15 protein-coding genes are annotated in these 22,071 nt (G+C 58.6%); 3 read left to right on the top strand and 12 right to left on the bottom strand.

Going from position 1 to position 22,071, the window contains the following annotated elements; translation table 11 throughout:
• Positions 1–43: 43 nt before the first annotated feature.
• The 11 genes from KQI65_16665 to KQI65_16615 form a co-directional block, all read right to left on the bottom strand.
• Positions 44–814, bottom strand: a complete 771-nt coding sequence (locus KQI65_16665) for an FkbM family methyltransferase (protein MCB2206379.1) — start codon at positions 812–814, stop codon at positions 44–46.
• Between the two features lie 498 nt (positions 815–1,312).
• On the bottom strand, positions 1,313–1,933 hold the full coding sequence (locus KQI65_16660) for a hypothetical protein (GenBank protein MCB2206378.1): 621 nt from the start codon (positions 1,931–1,933) through the stop codon (positions 1,313–1,315).
• The gene (locus KQI65_16655; GenBank protein MCB2206377.1) at positions 1,930–2,640 is read right to left on the bottom strand and encodes a hypothetical protein; all 711 of its coding nucleotides are present in this window, start codon (positions 2,638–2,640) and stop codon (positions 1,930–1,932) included. The genes KQI65_16660 and KQI65_16655 overlap by 4 nt, the downstream gene beginning before the upstream one ends.
• A gap of 206 nt (positions 2,641–2,846) precedes the next feature.
• Positions 2,847–6,395 (bottom strand): methylmalonyl-CoA mutase family protein, encoded by a 3,549-nt coding sequence (locus tag KQI65_16650; protein MCB2206376.1) that lies wholly within the window; start codon positions 6,393–6,395, stop codon positions 2,847–2,849.
• A gap of 24 nt (positions 6,396–6,419) precedes the next feature.
• Positions 6,420–8,375: a DNA mismatch repair endonuclease MutL gene (mutL, locus tag KQI65_16645; protein ID MCB2206375.1), complete on the bottom strand. Its 1,956-nt coding sequence runs from the start codon at positions 8,373–8,375 to the stop codon at positions 6,420–6,422.
• A gap of 5 nt (positions 8,376–8,380) precedes the next feature.
• Positions 8,381–8,575, bottom strand: coding sequence for a hypothetical protein (locus KQI65_16640; GenBank protein MCB2206374.1), 195 nt, complete (start codon positions 8,573–8,575; stop codon positions 8,381–8,383).
• Between the two features lie 15 nt (positions 8,576–8,590).
• Positions 8,591–9,583, bottom strand: coding sequence for a signal recognition particle-docking protein FtsY (gene ftsY, locus KQI65_16635; protein ID MCB2206373.1), 993 nt, complete (start codon positions 9,581–9,583; stop codon positions 8,591–8,593).
• Between the two features lie 48 nt (positions 9,584–9,631).
• Positions 9,632–10,315: a CDP-alcohol phosphatidyltransferase family protein gene (locus tag KQI65_16630; protein ID MCB2206372.1), complete on the bottom strand. Its 684-nt coding sequence runs from the start codon at positions 10,313–10,315 to the stop codon at positions 9,632–9,634.
• A 4-nt stretch (positions 10,316–10,319) separates the two neighbouring features.
• Positions 10,320–14,702 carry a S8 family serine peptidase gene (locus KQI65_16625; protein ID MCB2206371.1) on the bottom strand — a complete coding sequence of 1,461 codons (4,383 nt, stop codon included), beginning with the start codon at positions 14,700–14,702 and terminating at the stop codon, positions 10,320–10,322.
• Positions 14,702–16,216 (bottom strand): amidophosphoribosyltransferase, encoded by a 1,515-nt coding sequence (locus KQI65_16620; protein MCB2206370.1) that lies wholly within the window; start codon positions 16,214–16,216, stop codon positions 14,702–14,704. The genes KQI65_16625 and KQI65_16620 overlap by 1 nt, the downstream gene beginning before the upstream one ends.
• 63 nt (positions 16,217–16,279) lie before the next feature.
• Positions 16,280–17,344: a CehA/McbA family metallohydrolase gene (locus KQI65_16615; GenBank protein ID MCB2206369.1), complete on the bottom strand. Its 1,065-nt coding sequence runs from the start codon at positions 17,342–17,344 to the stop codon at positions 16,280–16,282.
• Between the two features lie 219 nt (positions 17,345–17,563).
• Between KQI65_16615 and KQI65_16610 the strand changes: the two genes are divergently transcribed.
• From KQI65_16610 to KQI65_16600, 3 genes are all read left to right on the top strand, one after another.
• Positions 17,564–18,274 (top strand): metal-dependent transcriptional regulator, encoded by a 711-nt coding sequence (locus tag KQI65_16610; protein ID MCB2206368.1) that lies wholly within the window; start codon positions 17,564–17,566, stop codon positions 18,272–18,274.
• A 1-nt stretch (position 18,275) separates the two neighbouring features.
• A complete protein-coding gene (locus KQI65_16605) occupies positions 18,276–19,154 on the top strand; it encodes a transporter (protein MCB2206367.1) in 879 nt (292 codons plus the stop codon).
• 66 nt (positions 19,155–19,220) lie between these two features.
• The gene (locus KQI65_16600) at positions 19,221–20,102 is read left to right on the top strand and encodes a transporter (GenBank protein ID MCB2206366.1); all 882 of its coding nucleotides are present in this window, start codon (positions 19,221–19,223) and stop codon (positions 20,100–20,102) included.
• A gap of 122 nt (positions 20,103–20,224) precedes the next feature.
• Here the strand turns inward: KQI65_16600 and KQI65_16595 are convergent, their stop codons facing one another.
• Positions 20,225–21,898 carry a T9SS type A sorting domain-containing protein gene (locus KQI65_16595; GenBank protein MCB2206365.1) on the bottom strand — a complete coding sequence of 558 codons (1,674 nt, stop codon included), beginning with the start codon at positions 21,896–21,898 and terminating at the stop codon, positions 20,225–20,227.
• Positions 21,899–22,071 lie beyond the last annotated feature (173 nt).

The raw sequence follows: 22,071 nt of genomic DNA, 5'->3' as shown, positions 1-22,071 counted from the left end.
AACATGTAAGAAGCATATTAGCGTATTGGGAGCGCTTTGTCAATTAACGGTCGCACGGCACGGCCAGCACATCAATCGAACCGAAGCGTGGGACCAGCTCGCGCACGGTGGCGATGCTGACGTGCTTCCAGCTCTGGAGGTCGCTGAGCCAGTAGCCGTTGTCGAGCAGGGGCTGGACGAGCGCGGGATAGGTGATGTGCCGCTCTTCGAGCATGTACAGGGCGAGTTCGAATAAGACCGTGGGATGGTTCTCACGGAGGATGCGTGCGGCTCCCTGCAGCACTTCGTACTCGTAGCCATCGGTGTCAATCTTGATCAGATCAACACTCTGAATTGCGTGCTCGGAGCAGAAATCGTCGAGGGTGGTGTAGCGGTCGACGCTTTCGTGGGAGACGCCGTAATGGACGGGATGACGCGGATGGCCGTTGCGCCGGAGCGTATCCACGCGCCAACTGGAGTAGCTGGTATATGAATCAGGGACGACCTTCCTGTCGGCAACGAAGCTCTTCACGCGCACAATGCGTTCGGCGAGTTCCGGGTTCAATGCGAGATTCTCGTCGAAGCGCCGGTTGGCGTACTCCGATGGCTCGAATGCATACACGGTCGCTTCCGGATAGCGCTGTACGAACTGAAGACTCATGACGCCGCTGTTGGCACCGACGTCGAACACGGTGCGTACAGTGCCTGATACTCCCGCCCGCTGCAGAAGATGCTTCTGGAATCCCCCGGTCAGATACAGCGACAGGTCAATACCTTCGGACAGATCCAGCGCATAGGTGATGCCGTCGATTATCTTCCTCTGAAACCGCGGCACACCCAGCATCCGCAGCGCCCGATACAGCACTTGCGCTCCGTACATCTTGTATTTCGTGGAAAGCTTCACTCTCAGTCCCCCCGCAGAAATGTGGAACGAATTTCAGTCCGACGCAGATGATAGACACACGAGTGACGGACGGAATTCCCAGGGAGTCCCTATGCGGGGGGATGGAAAAATGGAAATATCGAAAGATGGAAATATCTTCATCGTCCCCAGGCGTAGCAGCTCATCGTCCCCACGCTCCGCGTGGGGACGTGATTCCCGAACGCTCCGCGTTCATTTAGTCGTCCCAATCGCCGCAGAGCGGCGCATAAAGACATCCCCACGCAGAGCGTGGGGACGATGAACATGTAGCAGAGCGTGGGGACGATGAACATGTAGCAGAGCGTGGGGACGATGAAAAGCAGACTCCCAGGTACACTCAGAGGAAAGCAATCCCTGCTCCTGCTGAGTTTGTAATCTGCAATCTGCAATTTGGAATCTGCAATCTGGGATCTACAATCTTATTCCCATTCCGAAGGAGAGGAGGAAGTACCGCCGCGTTCCGGTGTAGGAGAGCGGACTGGCTTCGTCTTTGCGGTAGTAGGCGTCAACGCCTTCTTCGAGCTGGATACGGTACTGGAGTTCGTAGAAGGCGAAGCTGGTGACGTACTGGGCGCCAATGAGGCCGAAACTGCGCTGGCCGATGGTGGAGAGGATGCGGTCGTACTGGAATTCCGGGTGGTTGGGGTCTTCGGCGAATTCGCGGGTCCAGGTCGGATCGAAGCTGGCGCCGCCGAAGAAGGCAAACGGGATCGGCAGGCGGAAGCGGAATACCGCGTCGATCATGGCGGTGGGATAGAGTATGCTCACGGAAGGACGAAATGTGATGTACCAGCGCGGGAAGGGCTGGGCGAGCATGAGGTCGTATGTGGCGTACACGCCGGGCAGGATGTCGACACCGGATTTGTCCTGCCGGAAGTTGTGCCAGGTGACGATGGGACCCACGGCCGGACCGGTGCTGATCCATTCTTCGTTGCGAAGAATGTCGGAGGTGGTTTCGTCCTGCGCTTGCAGCGTCGGGGCGATGAGGAGAAGGATGAGGACGGCTGTCAGGATACCCGGGTGTGTTCTCATTCGATCATGGCCATTTTCTTGAGCAGCGGCGCGGGACGGTAGCGCTCACCACCGAGTTCTTCATGCATCGCGCTGAGGATAGTGTACAGATGACGCCAGCCGATGCGGTGTCCCCAGGACAGTGGTCCCATACCCGACATGGCTACCTTCATCAACGCGTCGATGGACTCCTGCCCCGTGAGATCCTGCTGACAGATCAGCACGGCCTCGTTGATCATCACTGCCAGCATGCGCGGTGTCACGAGTCCCACTTCATCCCGCACCACTTCCATCCTCTTCCCGAGTCCGGCAATGAAATCCGATAGCATTTCCTGATGTCCGTGCTTCGCACCGTACGGGAAGGCGATTTCGATAACATCTGAGGATGTCAGTCCGGGCAGCGCCGCGAGTCCGACAAGCCGGTCCATCGCCTTCACGCGCGATGCCAGCTCGGTCGCGGTGGTGGATACGGTGTTGCACAGAATGGGCGCGTCGTGGCTCAGGTCGGCAATGATGTCGCTCAGTACAATGCGGCGGTTCTTGGACATCCGCACGTGCAGATCGATGACGAGATCCACATGCGGCGCTTCGTCCAGCGCATGCACCAGCTGCACGTCGTCATCGAGTTTCTTCTTCACACCGCGCGCATACACGACACAGTTGTGATCCTTGCATAATTCCAGCCATTCGCTGATCAGTCCCGCGGGACCGGTGAATAAGATGTTCATGATTTTTCCTGATTTGGTCTTTCCTTCCGTGTATCCAGGGCGATTCGTGAATCGCCCTTACGTCTATAACCTTCCGGATCGGTTACCTGATGTTTCCATCATTCTATCTTTCCATTTTTCCATGGCGTCCCGACGCAGAGCGTGGTTACGTTGGGGGGATTCATGAATCCACTTCCGGGGTGATGGGGGGATTCATGAATCCCCCCCTACATATTCCTCCTATACTGGCCGCCGACCTCATATAACGCGGTGGAGATCTGGCCGAGGGAGGCGTATTTGACGCATTCGAGGAGCTGGTCGAAGACGTTTTCGTGGGCCTGGGCCGTGTGCTGGACGCTCTCGAGGGCGGCGGAGCCATTGTTCTGGTTGCGCTGCTGGAAGGCGCGGAGGTTGGCGATCTGCTGCTTTTTCTCGTCCTCGGTGGAACGGATGAGCTCGATGGCCTGCTTTTCGCCGCTCTTCAGATGGTCGGGACGCAGGAAGGTGTTGACGCCCATGATCGGCAGCTCGCCTGTGTGCTTCTTGTGCTCGTAAATCATGGACTCTTCCTGGATTTTCCCACGCTGATACATGGTCTCCATTGCGCCGAGTACGCCGCCGCGGTCGGAAATGCGGCGGAATTCGGAGAGGACGGCTTCTTCGACGAGATCGGTCAGTTCTTCGATGATGAAAGAGCCCTGCAATGGATTCTCGTTCTTCGCCAGTCCCAGCTCGTGGTTGATGATCATCTGTATCGCCAGGGCGCGGCGCACGCTCTCTTCTGTCGGAGTCGTGATGGCCTCGTCGTAGGCGTTGGTGTGCAGACTGTTGCAGTTGTCGTAAATGGCGTACAGCGCCTGCAGCGTGGTGCGGATGTCGTTGAAGTCGATTTCCATGGCGTGCAGACTGCGTCCGCTGGTCTGGATATGATACTTCAGCTTCTGTGAACGGTCGTTGCCGCCGTAAAGACGCTTCATGGCGACGGACCATATCCTCCGCGCCACGCGTCCGATCACGGCGTACTCGGCGTCAATGCCGTTGGAGAAGAAGTACGACAGGTTCGGGGCGAACTCGTCGATGTGCATTCCCCTCGAAAGATAATACTCGACATAGGTGAAGCCGTTCGCCAAGGTGAAGGCCAGCTGCGTGATGGGATTCGCACCGGCCTCGGCAATGTGATAACCGCTGATCGATACCGAGTAATAATTCCGCACGCGATTGCGCACGAAGTTCTGCTGTATGTCGCCCATCATACGCAATGCGAATTCGGTCGAGAAAATGCAGGTGTTCTGCGCCTGGTCTTCCTTGAGGATGTCCGCCTGCACGGTGCCGCGGACGGAGGACATTGTCGCCGCACGGATGCGGTCGTATTCCTCCTGCGGCAGCAGACCTTCACTCACGAAGAAATCGCCGCATACGCCCAGCGTACCGAGTCCGAAATACCGGTGCGGCTTGCCGCCGTCTTCGAACTGCGCCACGTCGTTCAACTCCGTCAGCATTGCTGCGAGATCAGGCGCTCCGGTGTAGGTGGGACGAGGCAGATCAATCTTTTTGTAATGCGCATCAATGGCTTTCTGCGCCGCATCGAAGCTGCCGTTCTGCACCAGCCACTTCTCTATCTGCTGATCGATGGCCGTGTTCATGAACATGGCCAGGATCATGGGGGCGGGACCATTGATGGTCATCGATACGGAAGTCGTCGGCGAGGTGAGGTCGAAGCCGCAGTACAGTTTCTTCATGTCGTCGAGCGTGCAGATGCTCACACCCGAGTTGCCGATCTTGCCGTAAATGTCGGGACGCTCATCGGGATCCTCACCGTACAGCGTAACCGAATCGAAAGCCGTTGAAAGCCGCGCGGCGGGGAGTCCCTCCGACACGTAATGAAAACGTCTGTTCGTGCGCTCAGGCGTTCCTTCACCCGCGAACATGCGCGTGGGATCCTCGCCTTCCCTCTTGAAGGGAAACACGCCGCCAGTGTACGGGAAACTGCCGGGCACGTTTTCGAGAAGAATCCAGCGCAGGATGTCCCCGCGTCCTTTATACCGCGGCATGGCCACGCGTGAGATACGCGTCCCCGAAAGGGAGGTACGGAACAGTTGACTGACGATTTCCCGGTCGCGGATGCGCGTGGTCAGGGTGTCCTGCCGATACGCTTCCACTGCATTGGGCCACTGCTCGAGCAGATCACGATTCTCGGGCGCGATGTTCTCGCGGTAATACTCGATCTGGCGGTCGAGCTCGGACAGCAGTTCCTCTCGCACCTGGTGACTGCCGATTTCCACCACGCCGCCTTCGCCGCTGATGTTGAGCTCGCGGCGCGAACCGGCTTCCACCAGCGAAGCGCGTGCGCCTTCGAGCTGATCGAGACGCTCGGCAAAGCCCGCCTGCTCCTCGATCCATGCCTTGTACTTCTGTACGGTGTCGGAAATTTCCGAAAGATAGCGCGCGCGTTCGGGGGGAATGACGGCGGACTTATCCGGTTCCTTCGCTTCCCGGCCGAATGCGGTTTCCCATGTCGTGCCGGTGCGTTCGTTGATGGACTGCACAATCTGATAGAACAGGTGATTGGTGCCAGCGTCGTTGAACTGGCTGGCGATGGTCGGATACACGGGCAGATCTTCGTCCGCCACTTCGAAGGTACCGCGGTTGCGCTTGACCTGCTTGCGGATATCACGCAATGCGTCTTCCGCACCGCGCTTCTCGAACTTGTTCAGCACCACGAGGTCTGCCAGGTCGAGCATGTCGATTTTCTCGAGCTGCGTCTGCGCCCCGTATTCCGGGGTCATGACATACATGGCGACGTCCACCAGATCCACGATCTCCGAATCGCTCTGTCCGATGCCCGCAGTTTCAACGATCACAAAATCATACCCTGCACATTTGCAGAGATCGATGGCGCGATGCAGTGCGGCCGAGGTCGCGGTGTTCGCCGCACGCGTGGCAAACGAGCGCATGAACACCTGCTCGTGTCCCTCCGGCGCCGTGGCGGCAATGGCATTCATGCGGATGCGGTCGCCCAGCAGCGCTCCTCCGGTCCTTCGCTTGGAAGGATCCACCGAGAGAATGGCGATATGCATGTCAGGGAAATTCCGGAGAAAGCGGCGCACGATTTCGTCGGTGAGAGAAGATTTCCCGGCGCCGCCCGTTCCCGTAATGCCGAGCACGGGAATGGTCTTCCCTTTCGGCGCTTCGATGTGAATTTCATGATGATATTCGAGCAAGGACAGTGCGCTGCCGAAAAGGCGACGGTCTGCCATCAGTTCGCCGTTGGTCTCGGTAAGAGCTTTCTCGCCGATAAACAGCGTGGCGTCGCGGATGTCGAGCCGCTTGTCGGCGCCGGCCGGGAAATCACAGGCTTCGAGCACCATGTTGATCATGCCCTGCAGTCCCAACTGCCTGCCGTCCTCAGGCGAGAACACGCGGTCGATACCGTACGCGTGCAGCGCGTCGATCTCATCCTGTACGATCACTCCTCCACCACCGGCAAAAATGCGAACATGTTCCGCCCCACGCTGCCGCAGCAGATCCTTCATGTAGCGCAGGTATTCCATATGTCCCCCCTGGTAGGAGGAGATGGCGATGCCCTGCACGTCTTCATGTATCGCGGCATCCACGATTTCGGCGACGCTGCGGTTGTGACCGAGATGGATGATCTCGGCTCCGCTGGACTGCAGGATGCGGCGCATGATGTTGATCGAGGCGTCGTGGCCGTCGAATAGCGAGGCGGCGGTGACGATGCGGATGTGATTCTTCGGAGTATAGACCTGTGTTTCCATAGTGCTGTAGGGAAAGGATGATTGTTAACTGCTTCTGCCGAAACGGCGGTCGAGATCGCCGAGCGAGAGTTTGATGAGTATCGGTCGTCCGTGGGGACAAACGTACGGGTTCGAGGTCGCGAACAGCTGATCGATGAGATTCTGCATCTCGGCGGGATTCAGTTTGTCGCCCGCCTTGATCGCGGCGCGGCAGCCGTAGGAAGCGGCCACGTTGTGCCGGGTGTCGGTCACACCAGAAGCGCTGTACTCTCGGTACTGCTCGATCATTTCTTCGAGTATGCTTTCCTCCATGCCGGGACGCACGTCCTGCGGCACGGCTTCCACGGTGACGTCATGCGGCGCCTTCAGACGCAGCACGAAACCGAGATGCTCGAACTCGGCGCGGATCTCCTCCAGCAGTGCATAATCACCGGCCGACACCCGCGTGCTGTGCTCGAAGAGCAGCTGCTGGGAAAACGGCGCGGCGTCCTGAAGCGCAGCCAGCGCTTTCTCGTAGAGGATGCGCTCATGCGCCACGTGCTGGTCGATGATCATGAGACCGGATTTGATCGGCGTGAAAATATACTTGTTATGCAGCTGCCAGAGAAACTGCGTGTCAGATATCGGTTTCTCGCTCGGGAGGATGACGGTCTCACGCTCGGGCTCGGCCGCCATGCCGCTGCGACTACCCTCACCGCTCACATCCAGCGAACGGAAGAGATCGTCGATCTGCCGGGGATCCATGCGCGAACCCGCGCCGCCGCTGTCTGAAGGACGAGAGCCGTACCCCGTGCCGCCGCTGCCACCTGTTCCGCTGCCGCCCCCTGATCCGGCGCCCAATCCACTGCTTCCCATACCGCGGCTGAGGGAATCGAAGTTGTCGTATTTGCGCTCGGTGCGTGCGGAGGCTTCGTCGGGCGATTCGATGCGCATGCGCGTGAAGTCCTGCGGCTGTCCGCCTTCCCCGCTCTCACGGAAGCCGATCGAGGGAGTCAGGTCGTGACTGTACAGGCTGCGGCGCACGACGGCGTTGACGATGGTGTAGATGTTGCGCTCGTTGCTGAACTTCACTTCCAGCTTGGAAGGATGCACGTTGACGTCCACCTGCCGCGGATCGATGTTCAGGAAAAGCATGTACATCGGAAACGCACCCTGTTCGAGCATGTGCTCGTAGGCGCTGACCACGGCGTGATTCAGATAGCGGCTCACCACGTAGCGTCCGTTGACGAAAAGGAATTGCTCGCCGCGGGACTTCTTCGCAAAATTCGGCTTGCCCACAAATCCCGTCACCGTGATCAGGTCTGTTTCCTCATGCACTTCGAGCAGCGAATCTGCCACGCGGTCGCCGAAGAGGTAGGAGATGCGTCCCGCCAGATCCGCAGGCTGCGCGTCGTATACCGTGCTGCCGTCGGAGATGAGTGTGATGCGTACGTCGGGGTAGGACAGCACGAAGCGCTGCACGCAGTCCGTTATATGCCGGTACTCGGTGGTGTCGGATTTGAGGAACTGCCGCCGTGCGGGCGTGTTGTAAAACAGATTCTTGACGCTGATGGAGGTGCCGACCGGACCCTCAACTTTATCCGCTTCGCGCACTTCGCCTCCCTCGATGCGCAGCAGCGTGGCGACATCCTGATCTTCCATGCGCGTGCGCAGTTCCACTTTCGCGACGGAGGAAATCGACGGCAGCGCTTCCCCGCGGAAACCGAAGGTGCGGATCTGTTCGAGATCCTCTATCGAACGCAGTTTGCTGGTCGCATGCCGCTCGATGGCCATGCGCGCATCCTCCTCGGTCATTCCGTGTCCATCGTCGATAACCTGTATCAGCGACTTCCCCGCTGCGGCGATATTCACGGTGACATGACTGGCGCCGGCATCAATGGCGTTTTCCACCAATTCCTTCACCACGGATTCCGGCCGCTGCACGACTTCGCCTGCGGCGATCTGATTGGCGAGATGCTGCGGAAGGATCTGGATGGAACTTGCCGGTACGACTGATGCCATAAAACTCAGGAGAAATTGGTGTATAAAAGATACGCGAGAATAAAGAGCAGGATGAGCACGATCATGGGCCTGGTCGTGCCTCTCCTCGAATTGCTTTCGAAGTGAAAGCGCCTGCGCCGCCGCGCGTCCTCATCCTTTTTCGGATCATAATAGCGCGGGGTGTAGTCGAAGCTTTTATGTCGGGGCTTGCGCATGAACATGGGCTATCTCCGCGTCTACTCGCGCACTTCCTCTTCAATGGTGGTTTCGTCCTCGGTACGCAGGTCGCCGAAGAGCGCCTGGACGAAGGCTTCATCGTCGAACACCTGCAGGTCGTTGATCTGCTCGCCCACGCCGATGTACTTGACGGGAATGGCGAGTTCGGAAGAGATGCCGATGACCACGCCGCCCTTGGCCGTGCCGTCGAGCTTGGTAACCGCGAGTCCGGTCACATCCACCGCCAGGCCGAACTGCTTCGCCTGCTGAATCGCATTCTGTCCGGTGGTAGCATCCAGCACGAGAAGGACCTCATGCGGCGCGTCGGGCATGAGCTTGGACATCACGCGCTTGATCTTCTTCAGCTCTTCCATGAGGTTGGATTTCGTGTGCAGTCTGCCTGCCGTATCGATAATGACCACGTCGGAGTTTTTCGACAGCGCACTCTGCAGCGTGTCGTAGGCCACGGCGGCGGGATCCGAACCGTGCTTCTGCTGAATGATATCCACTTCAGCGCGCTGCGCCCACACTTCGAGCTGCTCATTGGCCGCCGCGCGGAAAGTGTCGGCCGCGCCGATGATGACTTTCTTCCCCGCGCTGCGGTAATTGTAGGCCAGCTTTCCGATGGTCGTGGTCTTGCCCACGCCGTTGACACCGACCACCATGATGACGTAGGGGGAAACGCCTGAAGGAATTTCGATCGCTGCTCCATCAGTCGTTACATCGTTCTTTTCGAACAGCGCGGCGATTTCTTCGCGCAGCAGGCGGTGCAGCTCACCGGCGTCTTCAAAACGTTCGCGGCGCACGCGCTCGCGCAGATTCTCAATGATGCGTGTGGTGGTGGAAACGCCCACGTCGCCGAGAATCAGAATCTCCTCGATCTCATCGAGCAGATCGTCGTCGATCTTGCGCTTGGCCTTGATGACGCGAGTGACCTTCTGCATGACGGAATCGCGCGTTTTCGCGAGTCCCTCCTTCAGGCGATTGAATTTCAGTTTGTCGAGAAAGCCCATGATATACTTCTTTTCCGTTCCATGCGTGATTGAATTGCGTCAGCGCGACTATCCATGCTTGCGCATGAGATCCAGGTAGCGCTCGCCGTACTTGTAAAGGGACACCACGATGAGCGCGAGGCTGATAATCATCAGCACCTGCTGCGGCATGTTGCGTCCCCCGTCATGAAAAATTGTGGCCAGCAACGTGAAGCCGATGGCGACCACCGTGGCCTTGCCCAGCCAATTGCTCTGCACGAGAATGCCGGTGCGGGATTTCAGATGCATGCCGCCGGCGAAAATGATGAGATCGCGCAGCACGACCACCAGCACGAACCACACAGGCAGCATTTCCAACACCACCATCATGATCACGGCCACGGTGATGTAAATCTTGTCCGCCAGCGGATCGATGATGCGTCCGAGCTTCGACTCGCCTTCAAACGTGCGCGCAATCCATCCGTCGAGCAGATCCGTCGCATACGCCAGCAGACAGATCGCGCCCAGCAAGAGCTGATTCGCATACGCATCCTCGAGCAGGATGGCGAAGGGGATAACGAGAAGAATGCGCAGGAAACTCAGCATGTTCGATGGCGTCCAGATGCGGTCCGCCGGCTGCTGCTGCGTCTTGCCGGAGTGTGCCTTCCCAGGCTGCGCCTTTCCAGGCTGTGCCTTTCCAGGCTGCGCCTTGACGGACTGCGACTTCTGCTTTCCTCCGCCTTTGCTGTTTCCTTTGTTCGCGTGCTTTGCCATGGTGTTACCGTATAATGGCGAATTTCTGTAGTACTGCTTCCACTTCCACTCCATCACTGTTCGTGCCCGCAGCGCGGTAGACGTAAATGCCCGAGGGAACGAGCTCACCCTGGTCGCTGCGCGTATCCCACTGCACGCCGCCGTTGCCGTCGGTTTCTTCGACCTCGGCGATGAAATGTCCCGACAGCGTGTAAATGCGTATCGTGGCGCGCGGCGTGAGATTGGCGAAGGTGATGAAATCCTGCGCGTGCTCGGGCTTGAGGGGATTCGGGTAGACGAACACATCCTCGAGTGTCTGCCGGTTGAGTATCACACCGGCCGTGCTTCCCGGACCATCACCAAATGCTGCACCGGAGGCGCAGAGCACATTACGCACTTTCAGCACGTATTCCTTGCCGAGGGCGCCGATGGGCGTTCCTTCCGGCATTTCGATACGCACGCGGGTGGGATCCTGGCTGTCCAGCACGGCGGACTGTGCAAATCCCGCGGGCTGCAGTTCGTAGTTGGCGGCGACTTCAGCTCCGGGCAGCTGCACGGGCTGATTGAACACAACAACGAAACTGCGTGGAGGATGATATTCCACGCGTTCGATGAAGCATTCGCTGAGGACGGCGTTCTGCACGTCGATGGGACCATAGCTGCGGTCCTCGAATGGAATGCCTTCCTCGTCGCGTAGTCCACGCAGCGTCAGACCGTACTGTCCGTCCTCAAGCGCACCGAAGGAAAGCAGCAGCGTGCGCGGATCGATCAGCGCAACGCTCTCCGGCTCACGCTGTCCGTTGAGCAGAAAGCGCTGCACCGAAGGCAGCACGCTGCCCATGTCCTGCGATACCACCGCCGTCAACTGTCCTTCACCCGAATACGTGAGTTCGGAAATGACAGGTGTGGCGTGGGGATGCAGCATGCGGGAATACACTCTCGGACTCTCCGCGGGCTCCTTCGTGCTGTCGACTGCCGTCACAGCATAGATAAATGTATCGCCTGCGGTCAGGGTGGGATCGGCGACGGATACTGCTCCGCTGAAGCTTCCCATGAGTTCCATTGCGGCGGGAGTGGAACCGCGGTAGAGACGGTACTGCGGGGCTTCCCCGGCGTCGGCCACCCAGGTGACACGCACGCTGGTGGCGGATTCGTATACCGCGGTGACTTCACGCGGCGGCTGGGGTCCGCCATACGGAAGATTGCGCTCGAAGAAGATGACGCTGTCGGGCGTGGCCACGGCAAGTTCGGGGATGCCGTTACGGTCGAAATCCGCAATGCTTACGGCATCGGTGTTCACGAGCGGATACTGCCAGGCGACTTCGAAACCGCCACCCGGACGATGGTCGATCACATATAGTTCCGGGAAAGTGGTGATGACCAGTTCGGGTTCGGGATCGTCATCGAGATTGCCCGCGGTCAGGCTGTTCTGAATGCGGGTGAAGGATCCGTACGCCGCGCTCTCGGTCACGCCGTGAAACTGCATGCTCCACAGCACATCCGTCGCATTGTCGGGTCCCGTCCGCAGTATCGCGAAATACCAGAAGGGAATGACGTCGTCGCCGCCGGTGCGGAAACCTACCGCGATCTCGTCGCGTCCGTCATTGTTGAAATCCCCCGCCTCCACGAATTCACTGCCCAGCGTATAATCGTTTTCCGAATACCAGATGGTCTCCCAGGAAGAACCGTTGTACTCGGCAATAAAGAAATCGCCATCCGCATCGCCGACGAGAATCTCGGGTTTTCCGTTTGCGTTGAAATCGCCGTAGGCCGCGCGGGGAGCGGAGTAACTGTTGCGTGGACCCCTATCAACCCCGGTCTTGTTCACGATGCGCGCTTCTTCGACCAGCTGCGTGCCGTTCCAGTGGAAAAATCCGAAGGTGCTGTCATCGATCACGGCCATGGCTTCCTGCACGCCGTCACCGTCCGGGTCGGCGATGTCGACGGACCAGAAATCGCCGTCGGTCGTATCCGCCCAGATGCGCTGCGAAGGAAATGCGTTCGCCTCGCCGCGATAGAGAAAACCGTTGCGCACGAAACTGGTCAGCAGTTCCGCATTGCCGTCGCCGTCGAGATCACCCCAGCCGCGCGGAAACTCCTGTCCCTGCGCGCCGCCATCGACCCGTGTAAAATTCAGTCCGTTGAACTCCCAGGCAGAAAACGCATTATCGTCTTCGAGGTTGTTGCCGTAAAGCTCCGGCAGTCCATTCCCATTGAGATCAGCCGTCTTCCTGAACAACCGGTGCAGCGGCAATCCATACGGCTTCCGGTTGTAGCCGAAGGTGCGCACGGGAGTGGGGATTTCCAGCTCGAAGTTTCCCCCGCCTTCCGCGCGGGCGATGGATTCGAGTCCCACCGCATTCTCGGCGCTGATGTAGAATTCGTAGCGGCGGCCGGGACGAAAATACTTTGGTCCCATATACACGCGATGCGTGGTGCCGGCGAAGAGATTGTTTTCCGTCTCCCCTTCCGCCGAGATCCACTGCCACTGCTGACCGGAATTGAGTTCGCGGTACCACACCTTTCCGATGGTCACATCGTCAGTGATAAAGCCCACGCCCACGCCGTATGCCGTGCCTTCGATGGCGGGCACGATGCCGGCACCGCGGAAGATCGGAGCTGTGCGGTCGATATGCAGAACCACGCGGTCGTCGAGTGAAACGCCGCGGTCGCTTTCCGCCATCAGGCGCAGGGTGTATGTGCTGTCGGGCAGCGTACGCACATTCCACACCGCGAGCGTCTCGGCCACGGCCTGGCGCTGCACGGTGGAGGTGATGTCCGTCCATCGCGTGGGATTGACACCCACACCGTATTGCAGCCGGTAACCGCGCATCACGGGTGATGCCGCCGTGCCGACAACAGTGATTTCCTCACCGTTGGTCGCGAAGTCCGTTCGCGGCGCGGTAATCCGCACGAAGGAAGGATTTTCCAGCGCCACCGCGCGGTCGGCCCGCAAGAGCCCCGCACCGTAACGCTCGTCCCACCCCTGCTGACCGAGATCCTCGGCAGAGGCGATGAGCACGCCGCGGACTTCCTCAGGAGTGAAGTCGGGATGCACCGAAAGCACCAGTGCCGCAACCGCACTCACGAAAGGCGTGGATGCGGAGGTGCCGTTGAAGCTTCCATAGCGTCCCTCACGATCGGCGGTGACGATGTCGAGTCCCGGCGCGGCAATATCCACGGTCTGTCCGTAATTCGAAAATCCGGCGAGGATATCATTCTGTGCCGTGGCGCTGACGGAAATGGTTTCGTCGTAGGCGCTCGGGTAGTGCAGGGCGGTGGACTGTGAATTCCCCGCCGAGCCGATGAGTACGGTGTTGCGCGCGTATGCCCAGCGGATGACGTCGCGAAGGACGCGGGAATAGATGACGTCGCCGAAGCTCATGTTGACGACGCGCACACCGTTTTGCACAGCGTATGCCAGGGCGCGGGCGACGTCGCTTTCCGCACCGATGCCGCGCGCATCGAAAGCGCGGAGGATGAGCACCGGACAATCCGGCGCTACGCCCGCGATGCCGATACCGTTGTCCGCACGCGCCGCGATAATACTCGCCACGCTGGTGCCATGTCCCATATCATCGTACGGATCGGGATCCGGTACGTCGTGATCCCCGCCGGCCGCATTCCCTTCGCCAGGCTGATCCACGAAATCGTAGCCGATCACATCGTCCACGAAGCCGTTTCCATCATTGTCCATTCCATCAAAATCACCGCTCACCCCTGCGCGCGTCTCCCCCACCGGCCACGGCTGAAAGCGTCCGTCACCGTTCGCATCCTCCGCCGCATTGATCCAGTATTGACCTTCCATGTCAGGATGCAGGTAATCGAGTCCCGTATCAATCACTCCCACCGGAACAGCCTTCGACCCGCGCGTCACATCCCAGGCGGCGACGGTGCCGATGCGCTGTGTGCCCCACTGGGCGGACCATGCGCTGTCGTTGGGCACGGCATGCAGATGATACAGCACTTCACGCTCGGCGTACACGACGTCTCCCTGCGCGGCGACATCGCGCAGCACGGTTTCGATGTCGAACTGCGGGGCGGGAGCGAAGACGTAGACGTCCGCAAGAGGATGCTCTTCCCCCGCTTTCGCGAGAGCGGCGGTGGGACCCGCGGGAGGCAGCAGCGGCGTAAGTTCACCGGACTGCCAGCGGCTCAGGGTTTCCCGCAACTGCGGGGAAAGCACCTGTACGCTTCCCTCGGCCAGTTGCGTGGCATCGGATCGCAGACGCAGGATGATGCGTCCGCTGTACTGTTCGGTGGACTGCGCAGCGGTGCCGCTGGACTGCGAAGCGGTGCCGCTGGATTGCGAAGCGGTGCCGTTGTTCTGCGCAACGGCGCCTGTAGCGGCAAGCAGCAGTGCGCCGAGTGTGAGGATGGCAGGCAGTATGGAAAGGCGTCGCGTCATCAGACCTCGTGTTCGTCCTTGCGCATGTTTTCCTCGACGGGAACGGGATACTCGCCGGTGAAGCAGCCGGTGCAGTAGCTGCGTTTGCCTTCGTGGCTGACGGAGCTGAGCATTTTCTCGACTGAAAGGTAGCCGAGCGTGTCGGCGCCGATTTCCTGGCGGATTTTCTCGACGTCGCCGTCGTTCTGCGCGGCGATGAGTTCGCTCGAGCTGGGGAAATCCATGCCGTAGGGACAGGGATTCATGATGGGCGGTGAGCTGATGCGCACGTGCAGTTCGCGGGGATTGGCTTCCCGGATCAGGTTGATGAGCAGACGGCTGGTGGTGCCGCGCACGATCGAGTCGTCGATGATCACCACCTTGCGTCCCTCGACCACGCCTTTCACCGTGTTGAATTTCATGCGCACCTTCACCTCGCGCTTCTCCTGTCCGGGCTGGATGAACGTGCGACCGATATAGTGATTGCGGATGAGTCCGATTTCCACCCTCGCCTCGATGCCCTGCTTGACCGCACCGCGCACGAATCCCACCGCGGCGGTATTCGAACTGTCGGGCACGGCCATGACGAACACCGGATCGTCTTCCGTGCCTTCGACCGGATGTTCTTCGGCAAGGACCTTCCCGAGCTTGCGCCGTACCTTGTCGACGTTTTCCTCGAAGACGCGGGAGTCGGGACGCGAGAAGTAGATGTACTCGAAAATGCAGTGATGATGCTGCTCGGGTTTGTTGTCGAGCCAGCGCTGCACGGGCTCACCGTTGGCTTCCATGCGGCTGTCGAAGAACAGCACTTCGCCCGGTTCGATGTCGCGCACATACTCGGCCTGCATGATATCCAGCGCGCAGGTTTCGGAGGCGACGATCCACGCATCGCCGCGGCGTCCGAGGCACAAGGGACGAATGCCGTGGGGATCGCGCGCCGCAATCAGCGTGTCGTCATGCATCATGACCAGCGAATAGGCGCCGCGCACGGTATTGAGGGCGTCCATGATGCGGTCTTCCGGCGTCTCGGCCTTGCTCCGTGCGGTGAGATGCAGGAACACCTCGGTGTCGGTGGACGTCTGGAAAATCGTGCCCGATTCCTGCAGCTTGCGGCGCAGCGAGCGCGTGTTGGTCAGGTTGCCGTTATGCGCGACGGCCAGTTGTCCATCACGATAGTTGACCATGAACGGCTGTATGTTCTCGAGGTTATCGGAGCCGGTGGTGGAATAGCGGTTGTGTCCGATCGCCACATCGCCGACCAGCAGGTCGTTGATGATGGCCGGATCCGAGAAGACCTCGGTCACGAGTCCGGGACCTTTGTATATCCTCAGCTTCGTGCCGCTTTCGTCGCCATTGCCACGGCGGCAGGAAACGATGCCCGAGGCCTCCTGTCCCCTGTGCTGCAGGGAATGGAGTCCGTAATACGTCAGCGTCGACGCATTGGGTGCGCCGTAGACGCCGATGACGCCGCAATTGGATTCCGGCTTGTCGATTTCTCTGTTCTGTGGGAGGCGGGAATTGATCGTGCAGTGCATATCAGGTGGTGATGTGGCCGGAACCGGAGCGAGCATTCGCGCCTCGCGGCGGAGCGGCCGTGTTCAGCAGTTTCCGTCGGCATCGCCGATACGGATGTGATTGGAAAAAATCCAGCCCTTGTCTTCCAGCCATGCTTCGACGCGCCAGGCGCCGGGCGCATGCACGGGCTGTACCATCTCCCGGGAGTCTTTTTCCCGCACCAGTTCGCCATTGCAGAACAGGCGCAGGCGTGCGCGATGGGGCGTTTCGACATGCAGGGCCAGTTTGCCCTCGCCGGGAAATTCAATTTCGTCGCCCTGCTGCCAGCTTTCCGTCGCCGTGGTGGCGAAGAAGGCGAAGCCGCGGGGATCGGCGTGATAGGAATTGGCCACGAAGCAGCGTCCCTTGCGCAGCGCCTCGTAAATCCGCCACTTGTCCTCTTCGAAATGCGCCGCATCACCTTTGCGCAGCGGCTCGTCGAGCAGCACGTGTGTGTGGACGGATTTGAACATGACTTTGTAGGGAAACACTTCGACGTCGAAAAAGCCCATGACGTCGGCCTTGTGGGCATGCGCATCCGTTCCCCCGATGCCGACCACGCGTCGCGAACGGCTGAGCGCATCCCAGCGCGCCAGCGTTTCGGGCGGCGGCGCGGTGATGGATCGCAGGGGATGGATAAAGCGCTGAAACTTGTTTTCCTCCGTGAGTCCCTCCATCCACTCACTCATGTGATTCCAGATCTCGATCCCCGTAAAGTCTTCGACGTCCCAGTCCGTCCAAGGATACGGCGGATGCTCGGGCATGCTGTTCCGCTTTTCGTCCGGATGCGCGATGAAGCCGATGCCGCCCTGTTCGTTGACGCGGCGCACGTACTCCTTCGCCCCGATGCGCACGCCCACCTCCTTGTCCAGCCCGAACGCCAGGTAGTGATTGCGGTCGTCGCGATCGTTGATCTCATAGCCGATGAGCAGCGCGACATTGTCGGTCCACCCCTCATGACCATCCTTTTTCGGACGCAGGGAGTTGTGGTCGCTGAGCATCAGGAAATCCAATCCCACCTCCGACGCCGCGCGCGCGATATCGGAGATTTCGCCCGTGCCGTCGGAATATTTGGAGTGGATATGAACTGCGCCGATGTACTCGTGCATGACCGGAATTGTCCCGTTGGATGCAAAAAGTAAAAGTACGATTGAGAGGCTGAAAATACAAGGCGGGAGCACATGCCCCGCATCCCGCTAAGCTGTTCTTTTTTGGTCAATTAGCTCCCCCTGCACCGCGATTTTCCCTCCACTCCCTTGATTTTCTCCGATCACTGCCCGTTATTGGATTTTAACACATGTTAAAATTTATTTTTAGGATATGTTAAAATGGCAACGCGCACCGCGGAACAGTATTTGAAGGTCATTTTGACGCATGAGGGACGTCCTTCCCCCACGCTCACGGATGTTGCACGCGTTCTGGAGGTTTCTCCGGCGTCTGTGACGGGAATGGTGAAGCGTCTGGCGGCGCAGGAACTGCTGCTGCACGTCTCCTATGGCGGGATTGAGCTGACGGCGAAGGGACGAGAGATTGCCGTGCGTCTTCTGCGCCGGCATCGCATCGCGGAGAGCTATCTCTTCACGGAGCTGGATTATCCCCTCTATCTCGTGCACGACGAAGCCGATGCGCTCGAGCATCATATGTCCGATTATCTCGAAGAGCGCATGTGCGGCAAGCTCGGTTCGCCGCGTTTCGATCCTCATGGACACCCGATTCCGGATGCTGAGGGGGAAATGCCGGCGTTCGAAGGCACGCAGCTTTCGGAAGTGGAGGAAGGATATGAAGGACGCGTGGCGGTCGTGCCCGATCACGACACGCTTTTCCTTCGCCGGCTGGTGGATATCGGTTGCGTACCCGGCGCGCCCCTCACGCTGAAGATGAGGGATGAAGGAAGCGGCATCGCCACGATTCAACTCGGAGAACGGGAGGAGAGCCTGTCCATCGAACGCACGCAGGCCATTCAGCTCGTTCCATCCACCCCCCAGGCACAGTCCTGCTTCGAAGAGTTTCTTTCAGGAATACACTACAGGGTACAGTAGCATGCAGCAGCGACGCATCGCGCCATTCATCGTTTTCATCATCACGCTCATCCTCTCCTCCACCTCACTGCAAGCGCAGCAGCGCGAACCGCTGGTGACCGATCGTCCCGATCAGACCGAGAGCGCATCCATCGTTCCTGCCGGCTGGCTGCAGGTCGAAGCGGGCGTGACGTATGAGGAAGGCACATTGCGGTATCAGGGCAGGGACTATGCCAATACGTGGACCACACAGCTGCCCGGCTTCCTCCTCCGCTTCGGCATCAATGAGAATTTCGAGCTGCGTCTCGGCGGCGCTGTGACGAGGGATAAAGGGACCGTGTTTGATTTTCCGCAGGACAGGTCTCATGCGGAATGGCCGGATTATCTGTATGACACACTCGGCGTCGAGCCCTTTTCCCTGGGCATGAAAGCGGCATTGACCGAAGAAAACGGCATCATCCCGCAGTCCGCCGTGCTTGTGCATGTCGGACTCCCGGGAACGGGATCGGAGTACTTCGACATGGAATATCTTCTTCCGGAAATCCGTCTCGCTTTCGCGCATACGCTGTCAGACGTCTTCTCACTCGGCTACAACCTGGGCGTGGCGTGGGCTGCCGGACACGATTCACACATCGGGTATTATTCCCTCGCGCTCGGAGCAGGAATCACCGAATCACTCGGCGCCTACGCCGAAGTATACGGCGATCTGCCGGCGGACATGCCCGGACTGCATCGTGCGGATGCCGGCGTAACCTATCTGCTCACTCCCGACCTGCAGCTGGATCTTTCGGCGGGAATGGCGCTGAGCGAACCGGTGACGGACGTGCCGCATGCGCGTATGGCCAATTTCGCGGGCGTCGGCGTCTCGTGGCGCTTTCCGCTTGTCCCCTCCAAACCGTAACTTGCGCTGAACAATGCATCGTGTGGGAAACCACGCCACCGCGCATCACCAGACAGCACAGCAGACATGAAAGCAACCCTCGTTCTCATATCCCTTTTCCTTATTTCCACGCTGTCCTTGCAGGCACAGCAATGGTCCCCCGAGCGTCCCGGCCGAACGAATTCGCCGTACGTGCTGCCAGTGGGAGAAGTCTCCCTCGAAGCTGGCTTCCGTTACGAGCGGGCCGAATTCAAGCCGTACGATCCGGAATCATTCGTCAATCCCGGTACTATCTATTCGCATGACATCCTTGTGCTGCCCGTGGGCATGGCGCGGGTGGGACTCGGTCCGACCTTCGAGCTGCGTCTCTCATCCTCCTACCGGCGGTGGGACTGGGCCTACGACCCCAACTACTACGACGGCGATGAAGTCGCGGATCCCGTGCAGCGCGAGCTGGATGCGGGATTGCAGTACCTGACGGTAGGAATCAAAAGCGTGCTTTTCGAAGAGAAAGGATTGCTGCCCGCGGTGTCGCTGATCACGGCGCTGGGACTCCCGCACACCGGCAGCGGCGGCTTCCAGGTACTGTACCTGGCGCCCGATTTCTCGCTCGTCGCGAGTCACGCACTTTCATCGCGTGTGCGGCTGACATGCAATGCCGGCTCACGGTGGGACGGCTTCGTTGCCACCCCCATCGGCTACTACACCGCCCTCGTCTCCGTCCACTTCCTCGAGCGCTTCGACGGCTTCCTCGAATTCTACGGCGACCTCCCCGGCCACGCCCCTCCCCTCCACTACGTCAACGCCGGCCTCACCTGGAGTCCCGACGCCAACCTCGCAATCGACGCCGCCTTCGCCTACGGGCTGAACAGTCCGGGCGAAACCTCAACCACCCTCGACTTCTCCCAACTCATCGCCACCGACCTCGCCGTCGAACTCGGCGCCGCCTGGCGAATCGAGCTCTGGTAGCATACCGCAAACACCCCGGCCAGAGGGTTCCGACCGGGGTGATATCTGCATAGAGTTCGCCTATTTACAGGTAAATAGCAGCTCCCCAGCGCGCACTAATTCATCTGCTTGGCGCACTTGCATCACCTAACCAGCACCTTCCCGACCTCAATTCCGCCATTATGCAGAATCTGCATAATGTACACGCCTGAAGAAACGTTTGAGGCGTTCCAGGTAGTGGAGGTTGTGCCTGGTTGGATATTCTGAATGTGTACTACTCGTCCGAGCTGGTCCACGATGCGGAGTTGAGCAGGATGATTCATGGCATTGTTCCAGCTGAGGGAGATTGAACCGGAGGAAGGATTGGGATACGCTGTCAGGCTGCTGCTTTGCGGGTACGGTCGAGTTTGCTGAACTGACACAAGCTTTGGCGTTCCTCCATAGAGCCTAAAACCATTTTTCAGACTTACCTCGTTTTTTCTTGTTGGCCGCCCCAACAGTATCAAGTCATCATACCCATCTCCGTTTACATCCCCGGCCGGGTAGATTCTGCCTACATCGAGGAAGGCGTTATCACCATTGACGCCTACCGACCCAAACGGGATCCTCCCTATGTTGTCGCTTCTATTCGCATAAAAATAAAACGACGAGGCCTCTGGAAATATATCAGTTACCCAGGCGACCATCACATCTCTGGTTCCATCACCATTGAGATCGCCAACTGGATTCGCAGAACGAGCATAGTAAAGCACCTGTGGATCTGGATTCATTAATGAATCATCTGGAACAAAGGTATCCGGTATTTCTGCCCGACCGTGCCAATAGGGGACGTTCCCTTGTAAATAACCATCCTGATCCGTATCGAATATATCGTCATATCCATCATCATTGATATCGGCTATGCATAGCCCAGCATAGTCAAAATACCATCCCGTGTCAGCTCGTAACGTCGGACCATTTGGATTGAACTCAAGATTTTTATTTCCATATATCACGTCCCAGACCATGGGCTTTGTGCTGTCGTTAATAATCCAGAGTCCTTGGATCATTACGTCTGTACACTTATCACCATTTAAATCCCCTGTACGATATGTTGAAGTCAAATCGCTCCCTTCCTCCCCATGCGGAGGTGGGAGGTAAATGTCCGGTCTCGGACTAAACGGGTATGGACCTAAGAAAACTGAGTAGCGTTGGTCATGCGCTTCCACAGAAAATACCACCGCAAGCATATCTGATGCACCATCACCATTGACGTCTACCAGATCTATCCCCATGAACCTATTACCACCATCCCCAATTCCCAGAAAAATCAATTCACCATTGTCACCGTCGCCCTCCAACACCGAGTTGGGAGTGGAATTAAAGAATGGAGCCGTCCCCGTATTGATGTAAATGCGAATTCTGCCTGTATTATTCGGGTCTGGGTCATTCACTTGTCCGAGCCGTATCGACGTGACAAGATCAACCAACCCATCTCCGTTGACGTCACCAGCTCTCAGCCCTGCTGAACCTCCACGTACAAAGCATATCGGTTCATCAGGTATTGGGTCGCCGCCGAGGTAGACGAAGGTCGTATCCATGTACGAGCTTATGGCGTAATCGTCATACCCGTCATTGTTCAGATCACCGAGTTCCACTGAACTCCAGCCAAGGGCCGGGTGGTTTGTACCCCGAATTCGTGCGATTTCTTTTATTTCGTTGGTCGATATTTCGTTCAGGGCTCTGTTCTTTGCGATTTCCCCTGGCTGCCCGAGCACATCAACCGGTCCCCACATGCAGAAAACAAGTGTCCAGATCAGGATAGCATTTGAGTTCATTGTTCTTTACCGTTGCGATAGATGAAACACAAAACCTGTTCAGGCCGGTGGGAGAGATATCTACATCGGCCTTTCCTTACCTCTATATACCTCTCGAATGCCCATGGTGGACAAAAAAAGGTGAAATAAATCTGAAAATGCAAGCCAGATGCCGTTAACACCCTGGTAGAGAA

This window comes from bacterium (assembly GCA_020444325.1).
Classification (GTDB): Bacteria; Bacteroidota; Ignavibacteria; order SZUA-365; family SZUA-365; genus BM516.
The sequence above is the reverse complement of the archived record's forward strand: the minus strand, read 5'-3'. Positions and strand labels throughout refer to the sequence as shown.